We start from the raw sequence: 15,473 nt of genomic DNA, 5'->3' as shown, positions 1-15,473 counted from the left end.
TGCGCGGATCTTATTTGAACACAACAGTACGGTTACCGTTCAGCATCACGCGATGTTCCAAATGGAGCTTGACTGCGCGCGCAAGTACACGGCTTTCGGTGTCTTGGCCCTGCGCAATTAAATCGTCGACAGTGTCGGCATGGTCAACGATGGACACGTCCTGCGTGATGATCGGCCCTTCGTCGAGGTCGGCGGTTACATAATGCGCCGTGGCACCAACCATTTTGACGCCCCGTTCGTAAGCCCGGTGATAAGGCTTCGCACCTTTGAAGCCCGGCAGGAAGCTGTGGTGAATGTTAATCACACGGCCATCGAGTTTGCGGCAAAGTTGGTCCGACAGGACTTGCATATACCGCGCGAGGATGATGAGGTCGACTTGCTGCTCCTCCACCATCGCTAGCAATTTGGCCTCTTGTTCCAACTTGTTTTCTGGCGTGATCGGCAAATGGTGAAAGGCCATGCCTTCATGCTCTGCGCGGCGCTGCCAATTCAAGTGGTTGGATACGATGCTGGTGACTTCCATCGGCAGTCGGTTGGTGGAGGTTCGGTACAGCAGGTCGTTCAAGCAATGACCGCCTTGGCTCACCATGATCATCGCGCGGAGCTTTTTGCGTAAGTCGTGGATGCGCCACTCCAACCGGAAAGCGGTCGCAACGGGCATAAATGCAGCGCTAAAACCTTCGGGCGTCGTGTCGGCAGTGCACGAAACGGCAATGCGCATAAAAAACCGACCAGTATTTTCGTCGCTATACTGCGAACTTTCGACGATGTTACAACCTTGGCTGGCGATCGAGTTGGCGACAGCGGCGACGATACCCTTTCGGTCCTCGCACATGATTAATAAAACAAAGTCAGCGCCCGTTTTCATCTTGTACCCTACTCCCATAGAAATTGGGCACCGCCTAGCCTCCCAATGCCGCACTAACCATCTCGTTCAGACATATATTAGGTCTTCTAATCGGGATATGTAGATGATGTAATTGATTGCAGAATTTATTTTACCAATCGCGAAAATTTGGTCAGTTGCTTGAGTGGGTCTCCAGTTTCAGTCTGCACAGTGGAGATTAAAAACCCTCGCAACGTTGGGGGATGGTTGAGGGGATAAAAATTGAAAAGTTATTTGAAAATTTCGACGGCTGCGCTTGTCATTGCGTCGGCGAGTGTCGGCATCGGCATAAATCCGGCATTTGCGCAACAGTCGGCTGACGAACAGGACCGTGGTATTGCGGATATCGTCGTGACCGCAACGCGGCGCGAAGAATCGGCCAATCGGGTGCCGCTGGCCATTACGGCTTTGGGTGGCGACACGCTGAGCGACCTCAACGTAACCAAATTCGACAAGCTGATCGAATATCTTCCAAATGTCCGGTCTGCTTCGCGCGGTCCAGGCGCATCTTCAATCTTTATCCGTGGTCTTTCGACAGACTCGCCGGGCCTGCAAATCGCCGGTACCGCGGGCGCGCAGCCAACGGTCGCACTTTACATTAATGATGCACCAGCATCACTCGTCGGGCGCAATCTCGACCTTTACGCCGTTGACCTTCAGCGCGTCGAAGTTTTGGCAGGTCCACAGGGCACGCTCTTCGGGGCAAGCGCAATGGGTGGCGCAGTCCGCTATATCACCAATAAGCCTGACACAGGTGCTTTCAGCGCAGGCTTTAACTCCAGCTATGCCTTTACCAAGGGTGGTGAAGAAAGCGTCGCTGGTGACGCATTTATCAACATCCCCATCGTTCAGGATAAGCTGGCCGTTCGTGCAGTCTTTTATACCGACCGTCAGGGTGGCTATATCGACAATATTGCTGGTACCTTTCAGATGCCGTTCAACGGCAATGTCGGCGTCGCTGGCAAATTGCCAACGGGTAATCCCTTGTTAGTAAAGCGCGCAATCGCCTCGTGCATTGGGGTTTCGAATTGCACGGGAAGCCTCTACCAGGCGCCTACCCGTCAGACCATCAACAATGACGCTTTTGTCGAAGACAATTATAACGACGCAACCTATCGCGGCGGCCGTATTGCGCTGACGTGGAATGTGACGGAAGATTGGTCGGTCGATCTGATGCATGTGCGTCAGGAGCTCGATACCGATGGTGTGTTTGACTTTGAACCTGATGTGGGCGACCTCAAGGTAACGAAGTTCAATGACAACTCGCTGCGCGATCGCGTAAGCTTATCGACATGGGGCGTTAATGGCCGCTTGAGCGCGCTTGATGTGATTTATACAGGTTCGTTCATGAAGCATAATGCGACTCAGGTTGCTGATTATGCCGGATATTCGAACATTGGGCTATATTTGCCTTATTATGAATGTGATGCGGGTGTTTATTATAGCAGCCAGGCCCAGACCGCGGGTAATACATGTTACGCGCCAAGCAAAAGCTATCAGGTTCGCAACCGCACGGAGCGCATGACGCAAGAACTGCGTGTAACAACGCCTGCCGATAAGCGCGTTCGCGGGACTTTCGGCTTGTTCTACGATGATAACAAATTGTTCGACAATACCGACTGGTCCTATCTGCAAGAGGCCGCTGGGTACATTTACCGTCGCGCGCCGAATGCTTCGGTAAATGCAAATGACACGAGTGTTCGTCCCGTAAAAGTCGGCTTCTTTAACGACATCCAGCGTAGGGATAAGCAGTTTGCGGCTTATGGTGAAGCGTCATTTGATATCATCCCTGAAAAGCTGATTCTTACTGGTGGTCTTCGTTATTACAACGAAAAGGCATCGATTAATGGTTCTTCCAATGGCAGTTTTGGCGGGGCTCGGGGTGTCTATAATGCCACTACGAAAACATATTCCGCCGCCACAACGCCGCCGACAACTTATGGTGTTAGTGCAAACTTAAATCAGCTTTATGCTGACGCCTCACCTGCAAAATATACCGGCGTGTTGTACAAAGCCAATTTGACCTATCGACTGAATGACGCTTCCTTGGTGTATGCGACCTATTCGGATGGTTTCCGTCCAGGTGGCTTCAACCGTCGTCCGTGCCGTGTACCAAGTGCGATTTGTCCTACCAATGCCGACTTTGTTCGTCTGGGCACCTACGTGCCTGACAAGGTGCAAAACTATGAAGTTGGCGGTAAATTCTCGCTACTTGATCGCCGTTTGCAGGTAAACTTCGCTGCGTATCAGATCGACTGGAGCAACATCCAGATTACGGTGTTCGATCAGAATATCTCGAACCAAACATTTACCACCAACTTGCTTGATGCGCGGATCAGAGGTCTGGAAGGCGATGTAACGTGGCGCACCACGCCGGAGCTGACGTTTAACAGCGCATTTTCGTATAACGACTCTGAAATGACGAAGTACCGGAAGTCAACTACAGTGCTCCGAGATCTCGGTGGTCCGCTTGCATTAAGCCCCAAATTTCAGTTCAATGCACGTCTGCATTGGGAAAAGGAGCTTTCGTCCGGCCTCACGCCATTTGCACAAATTGGCATTCATTATGTCGGCAAGAGCATTTCTGACGTCATCGACAATGTCGACATCTACTATGGAGGCCCCACCACAGTCTATAACGGTGTGACGGTTCGACCAGATACCGTGATTGCGCCGATAAATGCTGCGCAGAACCTCGGTTCCTACACCACGGCAGGAATGTCGTTCGGCGTTTCGAAGGATGAGTGGCGTTTGGAAGTGTTCGGAGACAATCTGACCGACGAGCGTCCCGATCTTTACAAGAGCGGGAATGACGGTGAGCTTCGGACAACGACATCGCGTCCACGCACAATCGGACTGCGCTTCTCGTACAAGATTTAAAAAACAAGGTGGGCGCCCCTGGGAAACTGGGGGCGCTTTGCCACATCTGCATTTGTGCATTGCTTTAAGCATGCGAAGTGCTGCAGGGTTCGTGCAATCGTTCGTCACAATATGGGAGAGTAGGTGACAATGCTGGCCGAGGCCTCGCCGGAAACCATTGATGCCAACTTGCGTGAAGCGCGGTCGCATTTACAAAATGCCCGCTTGGCTGAAGCAGAAGCCTTGTGCGTTGCTATACTCAAAACTGCGTCCGATAACATTGATGCCCTATACACTTTGGCAGTGACGCAGCGGATGCAGCGGCACGTGCCGGCTGCACTCATTACGCTTGATAGATTGATTGCCGTTGATTCAGGCTATGGCCGTGCGTGGCAAGAGCGTGGGCATTGTTTTCGCGATGCGGGCCGCATCGAAGACGCCGTCGCCGCCTATCAACGGGCCGTGACGCATAATGGTGCGCTTGTCGCAAGCTGGCGCATTCTTTCCGAATTACACGATGCGGCTGGGCGCGAAGGGCCGGCTAACTTTGCCCATGCGCAATATACGCATCTGTCTGCGCTTCCGCCTGAGTTGTTGAGCGTGGCGAGCTTTATTCAAGAAGGACGCATATACAAAGCAGAGCAATTGTGCCGCGCATTCCTGCAACGCAACGGTCACCATGTGGAGGCGATGCGCTTGCTTGCCGACATCGGCATGAAATTCAATGCCTATGACGAGGCGGAGTTTCTGCTCGAATCCTGCAAGGTTCTGGAGCCCGACAATGTCAGCGCGCATTTTGATTATGTCAAAGTATTGCGTAAGCGGCAAAAGTTCGAACTGGCGTTGCGCGAAGCATCGGAATTGCGCGAAAAGGAACCGGGTAATCCGGAGTTTGAAATGCTGTATGCCAATGAAAATCTGGCCGTCGGCAATTTTGATGCGGCCATGCTGATTTATGAAGCGCTGCTGGGGTCTATGCCCAACAATCCTGGCATAAATCTGACCTATGGGCATGCGCTGAAAACCGTTGGGCGGCAAAATGATGCCATAACGGCCTATCGCCGTGCCTATCAGGTGCGGCCGGACTGCGGCGATGCGTATTGGAGCTTGGCCAATTTAAAAACCTACCGGTTCGACGATGCGGAAATCGCGCAGATGCGGGACCGGCAGGCTTCGCCAATGACAGCGCTTGAAGATCGGTATCACCTCTGTTTTGCGTTGGGCAAGGCGCTGGAAGATCGGGGCGAATATGGGGCTTCGTTCGAATATTATGAGTTGGGCAATCGCTTGAAGCGTGAGGAGCTGAAATATAATCCGAGCAGGCTGTCGAACGAAATGCGGCTGCAACGCGAATTGGTGACGGCCGACCTATTGGGGAAATTCTCAGGGGCAGGTTGTCCCGCCCGTGACCCGATTTTTATCGTCGGGCTGCCGCGCGCGGGATCCACTTTGCTGGAACAAATCCTTGCCTCCCACAGCCAGGTTGAAGGGACGATGGAGCTGCCGAATATCTTTGCGTTGGCGTTCCGGCTCGACCGGCAGCGCGTTGTGGGGGAAGAACCCGAATATCCCGCCAATTTAGCGGATTTGACGCACGAAGATGTTGCCCGTTTCGGCGAGGAGTTTATCCGCGACACCCAGATATACCGCAAGGGCGGCACGCCCTTCTTCATCGACAAAATGCCGAACAATTTCCGTCACATTGGCCTCATTAACATGATTTTGCCGAACGCCAAGATTATCGATGCGCGGCGCGGGGCCATGGGGTGCTGTTTCAGCGGGTTTAAACAGCTTTTTGCCGAAGGTCAGGAATTCACCTACGGACTTGAAGAAATTGGTCAATATTACGCAGACTATGTCCGCCTGATGGACCATTGGGACAATGTGCTGCCGGGCAAAATACTGCGCGTTTGCTATGAGGACGTCGTCGCTGATCTGGAAACACAGGTTCGGCGCTTGCTTGATTATTGCGGGCTTCCTTTTGAAGAGGCATGCCTCAATTTCCACCAGAACGAGCGCGCGGTCCGCACCGCGAGCTCGGAGCAGGTGCGACAACCCATTTTCAAAAGCGGCGTCGATCAATGGGAAAATTTCAGCAATTTCCTTGATCCGCTGCGCACTAAATTAGGGCCAGAACTGGCCGCAACCTGAGGGGAATGACGATGGCGAACAACGAGCCGACCGCACCAGTAAGTGCCGATGAAGTGTCCTCGCTGGGGCAGCGTTGGTATGTCCTGATCATCATGATGTTGGTGTATACGATCAGCATCGCGGACCGGTATGTTCTGTCCACATTGCTTGGACCGATTAGCGAAGAGTTGAAATTGAGCGATACCGAGACCGCATGGCTTGGTCTGCCGCTCGCGCTTTTTTATGTAGTAATGGGCATCCCTTTGTCATGGTTGTGTGACCGGACGAACCGCCGCAACCTTCTGGCGGCCTCGGTTGCCGTTTGGTCATTCATGACAGCCATTACGGGTTATACGCGCGGGTATTTTGACTTGCTGTTGGCCCGTGTTGGCGTTGGTATCGGTGAGGCTGGCGGCACACCAGCGTGCAATTCCATCATCGCGGATTATTTCCCCGCCGACCGGCGCTCCATGGCGATGACCGTGTTCGCACTCGGCGCGCCCATCGGGGCGTGGCTTGGTTCGGACATTGCGGGATATGTATCTACATTGCACGGCTGGCGTGCCGCTTTCTTTGTGCTGGGCGTGCCTGGCATCATTTTGGCGCTGATCATCATGGTAACGATTAAGGAACCAAAGCGCGGGCGTTTGGACGTCGTCACGGAAGATAAAGCGCCGACAATCATGGAAACGATGAAATTTCTATGGTCACAAAAATCGGCCGTGCATGCAATGACCGGCAGCGGCCTATCTGCATTTTGGGGATGGGGATTGATGTGGTTCACGCCTTTGTTCCTGCAACGCACATATGGCATGGATGAAGGCGAAGCTGGCAGTATGTTGGGCTGGATTTACCTTATTGGCGGGATTGGTGCGTCTTTATTGACGGCATGGGTGGTGGCGCGCCCGGCGTATACCGATCCACGTAAAATCGCCCGGCTTTTGGCCTTGATAACGGCATTGGCAACTGTCCCGTCGTTTTTTGCTTATTATACGCGGGATCTGGCGTTGGCACAGTTCATGTGGTGGTTGTTCATTCCGGCAATTTATTTCTACATTGGCCCGGCATTTGCGCTGTGCCAGAACTTGGCTCCACCGAAAATGCGGGCAATGGCCGTTGCGATATCCTTGGTTGTTGCCAATGTGCTTAACCTCATCATCGCACCGGCAATTGTTGGCGGCCTAAGCGACTTTTTTGACGCTGCCGGTGGTGGCAATGCAGATTCTTTGCGTCTTGCGCAGCTTATTCTCGCACCAACGGGTTTGTGGGCGGCCTGGCATTATTGGCGCGCCGAAAAATACATTGTTGAAGATCAAAAGAGAGCCATTGGTTATGTCTAATTCGCCGCTTAAATCCTATATTGACGGCGCATGGGTCTTGCCCGCGACATCCACGGCAACGGTGGATGCGGTAAATCCTGCTACAGAAGACGTCTGCGCCGTTGTTGCGGTGTGCGGACCCGACGATGCTGATCGGGCGGTCCACGCGGCACGGGCGGCATTTGATGGCTATGCTGCGACCACGCTTGAACACCGGATTGCGTTGGTGGAAAAGCTGATCAGCATTTTTGAGCGACGCTATGACGAAATGGTCACTGCCATATCGACCGAGATGGGCGCGCCTTATGATCTGTCCTATGATGCGCAGGCGGAAAGCGGCCCCGGCCATTTGAAAGCGACGGTTAAAGCCGTGCGCGAAATGACGTGGGAATATGATGTCGGCACGGATGGCATTGTTACGCATGAACCCATCGGCGTCTGCGTGCTGATCACGCCGTGGAACTGGCCGATAAATCAGATCGTCTGCAAGGTGGGCCCTGCGCTCATTACCGGCTGCTCTATGGTGTTGAAACCCAGCGAGATGGCGCCCTTGTCAGCGCAGCTTTTTGCCGAAATGGTCGAAGAGGCGGGTTTCCCACGCGGCGTGTTCAACATGATCCACGGCACGGGCGCGTCGGTCGGCGATACGCTGACCAGCCACCCGGAAGTCGACATGATCTCCTTTACCGGATCGACACGGGCGGGCATTCAAATCGCAAAGAACGCTGCAGATACCGTGAAGCGCGTTGCCCAGGAACTGGGTGGAAAATCAGCCAATATCGTCTTTGCGGACTGCGATCTGGAGGCGGCGGTCACGCGCGGCGTTCTGCATTGCTATGGCAATACCGGCCAATCCTGCAACGCACCGACGCGTATGCTTGTCGAACAATCGGTCTATGACGCGGCGGTTGCCATTGCGGCCCGTGTTGCAAAAGCGGCAGTGCTTGGCGACCCGATGAAAAAAGGGCCGCATTATGGCCCGGTTGTCAGCAAGGCACATTATGACAAGATACAGGGCCTTATTCAGGTCGGGATTGATGAAGGTGCGCAGCTTGTTGCCGGTGGCACTGGCCGGGCCGAGGGCTTTGATCGCGGCTATTATGTGAAACCCACGGTCTTTGCCGGCGTCCATAACAAGATGCGTATCGCACAAGAAGAAGTGTTCGGGCCGGTGCTCGTGTTGATTCCCTTTAAAGACGAAGCAGATGCCATCGCTATCGCCAATGACTCGCCCTATGGCCTTTATGCGTATGTGCAAACCGGCGACATGGACCGTGCGCGCCGTGTCGCGCGGCACATGCGGGCGGGCGGTGTGAGCATTAATGGCACGAGCCAGGATTATATGGCGCCGTTTGGGGGCTATAAACAATCGGGTAATGGCCGCGAATATGGCGAGTTTGGCGTTCGCGATTTTCTGGAGATTAAATCGATCAGCGGGTTCCGCACGTCATGAAGCTGACCGACATCGAAACCTTCGTCGTCGGCAATCCGCCGCCGCATTTTGGCGGACGCTATTTTGTCTTCGTCAAGATAACGACCGATAGCGGTGTGTCGGGCATTGGTGAGGCCTATTGCGTGCCGTTCGAACCCCATCTTGTCGCCAAAATGATAGAGGATGTGTTTGCGCGTTATGTCGCAGGCAATGACCCGCACGACATCGAAAATATGTGGCGCAGAGTGTATTCCAGCGGCTTTACCCAGCATCCCGATTTGACGCTGATGGGCGTTTTGTCGGCGCTCGAAATGGCGTGTTGGGACATCATCGGCAAAGAAGCGAACAAGCCAGTTTATAAATTGCTTGGCGGGCAGGTGCATGAACGATTGCGCGCCTACACCTATATCTATCCGCGACCCGGCGATACAAAAGACGTATATCACGACCCTGATTTGGCGGCGGAGCGGTCGGCGGAATATTTGGCCCAAGGCTTTACCGCATTGAAATTTGATCCAGCAGGGCCCTATTCCGCGTTTGATGGACGACAATTGTCGTTGGAAGCGCTTGATCTGTGCGAACGCTTTGCAAAATCTTTGCGCGAAGCGGTCGGCATGAAAGCCGACCTTTTGTTTGGCACGCATGGCCAAATGACGGCGGCGGGTGCAATTCGCCTTGCCAAACGGCTAGAGCCTTATGACCCTTTGTGGTTGGAAGAACCTGTGCCGCCTGATGCGCCCGATGAAATGGCCAAGGTGGCAAGGGCAACGTCGATCCCTATTGCAACGGGCGAACGATTGACCACCAAATATGATTTTGCACGGCTGTTGCGCGCGGGCGCGGCGGCGATTTTGCAAATGAATCTTGGCCGGGTCGGTGGCATATTAGAAGCGAAGAAAATCGCCGCCATGGCGGAGGTTGATCATGTCCAGATCGCGCCGCATTTATATTGCGGACCAATTGTCGGTGCGGCCAATATCCAGATTGCGACCTGCTCGCCCAACTTCCTGATCCTTGAAAGCATTGAGAGTTGGGGCGGGTTTCATACCGACATTTTGAAATCGCCCATCCGTTTTGAAGACGGTCATGTCATCCCGTCGACTGCGCCAGGCTTAGGGGTCGAATTGAACGAAGATGTCGCGCGCGCCAACCCCTATACGGGTAACATGCTTCACCTCGAAATGACGCAGCACCCGGTTCAGTGACCGAAGAATTCGACTATATCATCGTCGGCGCGGGCACGGCGGGGTGTGTGCTTGCAAATCGGCTAACCGAAGACGGAAAATATAGCGTCTTATTGCTTGAAGCAGGCGGTAGCGATCGGTCCATCTGGATTCAAATGCCCATTGGCTATGGCCGCACCTTTTTCGATAAGCGGATTAACTGGATGTACGATACCGAGCCGGTTGAAGCGCTTGGGGACAGGCGGAGCTACTGGCCGCGCGGCAAGGTGATTGGCGGGTCTGGTTCGATCAATGCCATGGTCTATGTGCGCGGGCAGCCGCGTGATTTCGATGACTGGAAAGCCTTAGGCAACCACGGCTGGGGCTGGGACGATGTATTGCCCTATTTCAAAAAGTCAGAGGATTTCGACTGGCATAGCGCACATCATGGCCAAGGCGGGCCGCAGCATGTTACCGATATCTCGCCATTTGCACATCCGGTCTGCCGAAGCTTTATCGAGTCGGCGCAGGCATTGGGCTTTCCTGCCAGCAGTGACTTCAACGGCGGCAGGCCAGAGGGCGTGGGATATTATCAAATTAACACGCGCGGCGGTTGGCGCGCATCAACCGCCAACGCATTCTTGCATCCGGCGCGAAAGCGCAAAACGTTGAAGCTTCAGACATTAGCGCATGTTTCGCGCATATTGTTCGAAGGACGACGCGCGGTCGGCGTTGCGTATACGTGCAAGGGCGTGCGCAAACAGGCAAAGGCACGGCGCGAGGTCATCCTTTCGGGCGGCGCGATTAATTCACCCCAATTGTTAATGCTGTCGGGCATCGGTCCTGCGGAGCATTTGAAAAATGTCGGCATTACGCCGTTGATGGATGCAAAAGCGGTGGGTCGTAACTTGCAGGACCATATTGCCGTGTCCTATTTTTACAAGGTCCGCACGGCAACGTTGAATGATGTGCTCCACCCGTTGCTGGGCAAATTGCGGGCGGGTTTGCGTTATGTCGCAGACCGGGCAGGGCCGTTGTCGCTGAGCGTTAATCAAAGCGGCGGGTTCGTGCGCAGCGATGCGACCAAAGAGCACCCCAATTTGCAGCTATATTTTAGCCCGGTCAGCTACACCAAGACCCCCTTGTCGGAACGCAAACTGCTAAATCCCGATCCATTTTCGGCATTTTTGCTGTCGCACAACCCCTGCCGACCGACCAGTCGGGGGCATATTGAACTTAAAGGTTCGGACCCTTCCGAACATCCTGCCATCCATCCCAATTATCTGGCAACGCAGGCGGACATTGACGACGTATTGGCCGGCAATCGGATACTGCGCCAGCTCGCGGCGACCAAGCCGCTTGCCGATATCATAACCGAGGAGCTTATCCCGGGCGTCGAGGTTGATGGTGATGAAGCCCTGTTGGCTGACTTTCGGGCCCGCGCCGACACGGTGTATCATCCGACAAGCAGTTGCATGATGGGGACCGACCCTGCCACTTCGGTAGTCGACGCTCGCTTACGCGTGCATAATGTTGAGGGCTTGCGGGTGGTCGATGCGTCCATATTTCCGACTATTACATCAGGAAATACCAACGCACCAACCGTCATGGTCGCGGAAAAGGGCGCTGCGATGATTTTGGAAGACGCAAAATCGATGCGTTAATTTAATTTACCAGTCCTTTTCTGCTGTGCTATTCTCCTGCAACGGCGCGAATCCGGGGAGGGAGTAGCGATGCATCCAAAGATTGACCTTAAGCAATTGCCGCCTTTGAAAGCGCTTAAAGGGTTTGAAGCAGCGACGCGTCACCAAAGCATCCGCGACGCGGCCGATGAGCTTTGCCTGACACATCCTGCGGTCAGCCATCAAGTTCAACTCATCGAAGATGCGCTGGGCGTCACTTTGTTCGTTCAAGAAGGACGCCATATTGTCTCGACCGAAGAGGGTAAAGTGCTTTACCCTTATGTCCGGGCGGCGTTTGAATCGTTGCTGGAGGGCGTCGAAGAAGTGCATCGCAATGCGCTGGATAAGCCGCTTCGGGTGCAAACCTATGTGACGGCATCCATCCGCTGGCTTGCAAAGCGCGTGCCGCAATTTCTGGCCGACCATCCCGAAATCAAACTTACGCTTAATACATGCGCGGTTGAATGGGAATTTGACGATGTGCATGCTGATGTTGGGTTGGTCTATTGCGCAACCGAACCCGACCCGGCCAAGTTTCATTGGGTGCCGCTGTATGAATATGCCCTATTCCCGGTATGCAGTCCTGAGGTGGCAGCAGCCATGGGGCAAAATCCCGCCGCAGAACAATTGATGACCAAACCTCTTGTCGCCATTTACACTGAAGTGCAAAACTGGGAGACTTGGTTTGCTTCTGCCGGTGCCGAGTTCGAATCTTCCGTGCCGTATCTGATGGTTGACACCTTGGCTGTTGCGCTTGAAATGGCGCTAAATGGCGAGGGGATTGCTCTGGTCAACGGCCCGTTTGTGGATCAGGATTTGGCAGCAGGACGGCTGGTGCAGCCTATCGCCCACAAGGCCTTATGTCCCGGCGCATGGGGATTGATCTGCCGCAAAGACATGCGGGAAAACCCACGAATCCGGACTTTCATGGATTGGGTGTTCAAAAATGTCGCAGATAGCCAGTCGGCAAGCGTTGTGGCCATTTAGCGTTTGGGAACGACCTCGTACCCGGGTTCTTCGGGTTCATCATCTACCATATCGGCGGGGAAGCCCGTGCCCAACACTTTAATACCCAACGGTTCTTCGTAGCGGCGGATGATATTCGGCGAAAACTCACGCGACCCGAAGGCTGCCTCACCCTCTTTGAATATCTTTACGATAAGCGGCGATAGCTCAACGGGCACATTGGCAGCATGGGCGATTTTGTCGAACAGGCCGACATCCTTGCTGACCAGATCCATCGTAAAGTTGATGTCGCGGCTCCCGTTCAGGATAACCTGACTTTCGGTTTCATGGACAAAGCTGTTGCCGGATGAAATCCGTATCGCTTCATATGTTGTGTTCATATCAAGGCCGATGGCCTTGCATGTCGTCAACGCCTCAGCCAGCGCAACGAGATGCACGGTGCATAGATAGTTCGTCATCACCTTTAGTTGCGATGCGGTGCCCAGATCGCCTGTATGCAATATGCGGCGTCCCATCGTTGTCAAAACAGGCAGAACACATTCGAACGCAGCACGCGGGCCGCCAGCGAAAATCGCGATATTGCCCGTGTCGGCACGGTGACAGCCGCCGGAGACGGGGCATTCCATAAACATCGCGCCGCGCGCTTCGACGAGCGCACCGAGCCGTATGATTTCACTATAATCGGTGGTGCTCATTTCCAGCCACACTTGCCCCGGGCGCATCACTTGCAAAAAGCCATCTTCGCCTTCGGCCACGGCCGCACTGGCGGCAGGCGATGGCAGGCAGGTGACGATTAAATCAACCGCCTCACCTAATGCTTTCGGGGAGGGTGCCGACGATGCGCCGCGCGCAACATATTCGGCGACCAAAGCGTCATCAAGATCACGGACAGTTACATCATGTCCGTTACGGATCAGGCTTCCCGCCAGTTTCCCGCCGACATTACCAAGCCCGATAAATCCGATTTTCATGATTGCACCCAGTTTTTTTCAAAATGCGTTACCCGCTGATTGAAAAAGTTAGAGCGCCGTCGATGCCTGGCCACAATTGAAAAATTTGGCCGATTGGGTGAATTATTTTGCTATTCCTGCGCCTATGGAAGCGTGACGGGCTGTTCTAGGGTCAGGACCACTTAAATCCACCTTCGCGGCGTCAAGACGTCCTTCGGATTTGACCCATACTGTCCATTGCCGCGTTGGCAAGCTTGGACTTAGAACCACTAAGTCCTGCGCTTTGCCGCCTTGCACTGAATAAAATGGCCTCAAACCGCGAAGGTGGATTTAAGTGGTCCTGACCCTAGCACACGTCGTAACCAAGCTTTGCAGATAATGCCTGAGCCAGCCGTGTCCGCGCAAGGGCGCACACAAGTTTACGGTCAGCAAGCGCGCCGGGGTCGAACGGTTCGAGGAAATGCACACCAACATCATAGGTGCCGGGCCGCGTAAAGGCGCGCCAAGCACTTTCCCAGCCGGTTTCTTCGCCCAGCCAAGCTATCTGTGGCCCATCATTGCCGAAATCGAGCAACACAGGTTGAATCATCATGGGTTTGGGTGGCGGAGCCAAGGTCGCAAACAAGGATTGTTTGAACGGCAAAAGCCCACGGCCATCGGACGTCGTACCTTCTGGAAACAGCGTTACGGACCAATTCTCCGCAATTGCTTCGCGCAATTCGGCCACTTGCTGGGCGACATTTTGCTTTTCGGTGCGGCTGATGAAAATGGTGCGGTTCAGTTTGGCGAGCCAGCCAATGATTGGCCAATCCCTAACGCCATCCTGCGCCACAAAAGAAGACCCGGTAATCCCCGCCAAAATCGGGATATCGTGCCACGAGATATGGTTGGCGACAAAGAATACATCTTTGCGCAATGGATTTCCGTAAACCGTTACACGCGCGCCCAGTGCGCGTGCGCAAATGCGCAGGAACAGCATAGCCCATGGCGAAGGCAGTTTCAGCAAATGCCAGACGAGGTGCAATGGTAACAAAACCGCCAACGGTACAGCGATCCAAAGCACCCGGACGGTGCATAAGACATAGGCTTGAACATCTAACTTCCGGACCGAAATGGAAATGGTCGCCATTGAACGTCGCTTTACAGTTAAGATTTTTGAACAGACGTGTTCGCTTTAGATATCAACTGTGACTGGGCTATGACGGTAAAAAGGGGGCGTCGTTTGCGCAACGCCATGCAAAATCCTTCAACGTTTTTTCAAACGCAGATCGTCCCAACTGGCATCCGCGACCCATCCGCCGTCCACGGGAAGGCTAACGCCGTTTATGAAGCTGTCTTCCTGCGCCAGAAACGCAATGGCGCGCGCAACATCTTCTGGTTTTGCAAAACGGCCCATGGGCACGCGGTTGATAATGTCTGAATCGGAATAAGCGCCCGAACCTTGGTCGGCTTCGTCCATTTCGGTTTTGATCCAGCCAGGGCACACAGCGTTGACGCGCACGCCGCGACCGCCCCATTCGGCGGCAAGTGTGCGTGTTAATCCGATCAGCCCATGTTTTGACGCGTTATAGGCCGAACGGTCGATAACGCCGTGCAAACCCGCAATGGAGGCGACGTTGACAATGTTACCCCGCCGACGCGCAAGCATTTGCTTGCCAAATTCCCGGCACAACAAAAACGGTCCGGTCAAATTTATGCTCATGACGCGCTGCCAATGGTCTAGACTTGTGTCTTCGGCGGGGCATATCATGCTGATACCGGCATTGTTCACAAGGACGTCTAATGCCGTGTGATCGCACGCAACTTTTTCGGCCAGTTCGGTCACGAAAGCTTCCGAGGAAATGTCACCCGACAAAGCGGACACGCTTCCGCCAAGTGCCGATAGCGTTTCGATTTGCGCATCAAGCGGCTGCACATCTGTCAGGACGACATGATATCCCATCGCGGCAAACGTCTTCGCTGTCGTATAGCCGACCCCTTGTGCAGCACCTGTAATCAACGCAACCCGCATAGCTGACCTTCACAACATAATTTTATACTGCCGTCCTTACAGACACTGACGGCTATGATCCAAAAATTTTTTTAA

The 15,473-nt window shown here is 54.0% G+C and carries 11 protein-coding genes; 7 read left to right on the top strand and 4 right to left on the bottom strand.

What is annotated here, in order from left to right:
* Positions 1–10: 10 nt before the first annotated feature.
* Positions 11–868, bottom strand: coding sequence for a formyltetrahydrofolate deformylase (gene purU / locus HEQ34_RS03465; RefSeq protein ID WP_296197429.1), 858 nt, complete (start codon positions 866–868; stop codon positions 11–13).
* A gap of 240 nt (positions 869–1,108) precedes the next feature.
* On the opposite strand from purU, the gene HEQ34_RS03460 reads away from it, so the two are divergent.
* The 7 genes from HEQ34_RS03460 (at position 1,109) to HEQ34_RS03430 (ending at position 12,458) form a co-directional block, all read left to right on the top strand.
* Positions 1,109–3,766: a TonB-dependent receptor gene (locus HEQ34_RS03460; RefSeq protein ID WP_296197428.1), complete on the top strand. Its 2,658-nt coding sequence runs from the start codon at positions 1,109–1,111 to the stop codon at positions 3,764–3,766.
* A gap of 129 nt (positions 3,767–3,895) precedes the next feature.
* Positions 3,896–5,896, top strand: coding sequence for a tetratricopeptide repeat-containing sulfotransferase family protein (locus HEQ34_RS03455; protein WP_296197633.1), 2,001 nt, complete (start codon positions 3,896–3,898; stop codon positions 5,894–5,896).
* A gap of 11 nt (positions 5,897–5,907) precedes the next feature.
* Positions 5,908–7,215: an MFS transporter gene (locus tag HEQ34_RS03450; RefSeq protein ID WP_296197426.1), complete on the top strand. Its 1,308-nt coding sequence runs from the start codon at positions 5,908–5,910 to the stop codon at positions 7,213–7,215.
* Positions 7,208–8,647, top strand: a complete 1,440-nt coding sequence (locus tag HEQ34_RS03445; RefSeq protein WP_296197422.1) for an aldehyde dehydrogenase family protein — start codon at positions 7,208–7,210, stop codon at positions 8,645–8,647. Before HEQ34_RS03450 ends, HEQ34_RS03445 begins: the two co-directional genes overlap by 8 nt.
* Positions 8,644–9,831, top strand: a complete 1,188-nt coding sequence (locus tag HEQ34_RS03440) for a mandelate racemase/muconate lactonizing enzyme family protein (protein WP_296197420.1) — start codon at positions 8,644–8,646, stop codon at positions 9,829–9,831. Before HEQ34_RS03445 ends, HEQ34_RS03440 begins: the two co-directional genes overlap by 4 nt.
* A complete protein-coding gene (locus tag HEQ34_RS03435; protein WP_296197417.1) occupies positions 9,828–11,453 on the top strand; it encodes a GMC family oxidoreductase N-terminal domain-containing protein in 1,626 nt (541 codons plus the stop codon). The genes HEQ34_RS03440 and HEQ34_RS03435 overlap by 4 nt, the downstream gene beginning before the upstream one ends.
* A gap of 69 nt (positions 11,454–11,522) precedes the next feature.
* Entirely contained in the window at positions 11,523–12,458 is a 936-nt protein-coding gene (locus tag HEQ34_RS03430) for a LysR substrate-binding domain-containing protein (RefSeq protein WP_296197414.1), read from the top strand.
* Here HEQ34_RS03430 and HEQ34_RS03425 read toward each other — a convergent pair.
* The 3 genes from HEQ34_RS03425 to HEQ34_RS03415 form a co-directional block, all read right to left on the bottom strand.
* Complete coding sequence (locus tag HEQ34_RS03425; RefSeq protein ID WP_296197412.1) at positions 12,455–13,408, bottom strand: NAD(P)-dependent oxidoreductase; 954 nt, start codon at positions 13,406–13,408, stop codon at positions 12,455–12,457. The genes HEQ34_RS03430 and HEQ34_RS03425 overlap by 4 nt on opposite strands.
* Before the next feature lie 325 nt (positions 13,409–13,733).
* On the bottom strand, positions 13,734–14,516 hold the full coding sequence (locus HEQ34_RS03420; protein ID WP_296197409.1) for a 1-acyl-sn-glycerol-3-phosphate acyltransferase: 783 nt from the start codon (positions 14,514–14,516) through the stop codon (positions 13,734–13,736).
* Between the two features lie 117 nt (positions 14,517–14,633).
* A complete protein-coding gene (locus HEQ34_RS03415; RefSeq protein ID WP_296197406.1) occupies positions 14,634–15,398 on the bottom strand; it encodes an SDR family oxidoreductase in 765 nt (254 codons plus the stop codon).
* Between the last annotated feature and the right edge of the window lie 75 nt (positions 15,399–15,473).

It is taken from the genome of Sphingorhabdus sp. (assembly GCF_023910635.1).
In the GTDB taxonomy this organism is placed as follows: Bacteria; Pseudomonadota; Alphaproteobacteria; order Sphingomonadales; family Sphingomonadaceae; genus Sphingorhabdus_B.
Note: the sequence above shows the minus strand (reverse complement) of the source record. Positions and strands in the feature narration are given on the sequence as shown.

Excerpts from the sequence above, each read along its gene's own strand:
- purU (WP_296197429.1), bottom strand. The coding sequence starts at position 868 with ATGAAAACGGGCGCTGACTTTGTTTTATTAATCATGTGCGAGGACCGA.
- HEQ34_RS03455 (WP_296197633.1), top strand. The coding sequence starts at position 3,896 with ATGCTGGCCGAGGCCTCGCCGGAAACCATTGATGCCAACTTGCGTGAA.
- HEQ34_RS03450 (WP_296197426.1), top strand. The coding sequence starts at position 5,908 with ATGGCGAACAACGAGCCGACCGCACCAGTAAGTGCCGATGAAGTGTCC.
- HEQ34_RS03445 (WP_296197422.1), top strand. The coding sequence starts at position 7,208 with ATGTCTAATTCGCCGCTTAAATCCTATATTGACGGCGCATGGGTCTTG.
- HEQ34_RS03440 (WP_296197420.1), top strand. The coding sequence starts at position 8,644 with ATGAAGCTGACCGACATCGAAACCTTCGTCGTCGGCAATCCGCCGCCG.
- HEQ34_RS03430 (WP_296197414.1), top strand. The coding sequence starts at position 11,523 with ATGCATCCAAAGATTGACCTTAAGCAATTGCCGCCTTTGAAAGCGCTT.
- HEQ34_RS03425 (WP_296197412.1), bottom strand. The coding sequence starts at position 13,408 with ATGAAAATCGGATTTATCGGGCTTGGTAATGTCGGCGGGAAACTGGCG.
- HEQ34_RS03420 (WP_296197409.1), bottom strand. The coding sequence starts at position 14,516 with ATGGCGACCATTTCCATTTCGGTCCGGAAGTTAGATGTTCAAGCCTAT.
- HEQ34_RS03415 (WP_296197406.1), bottom strand. The coding sequence starts at position 15,398 with ATGCGGGTTGCGTTGATTACAGGTGCTGCACAAGGGGTCGGCTATACG.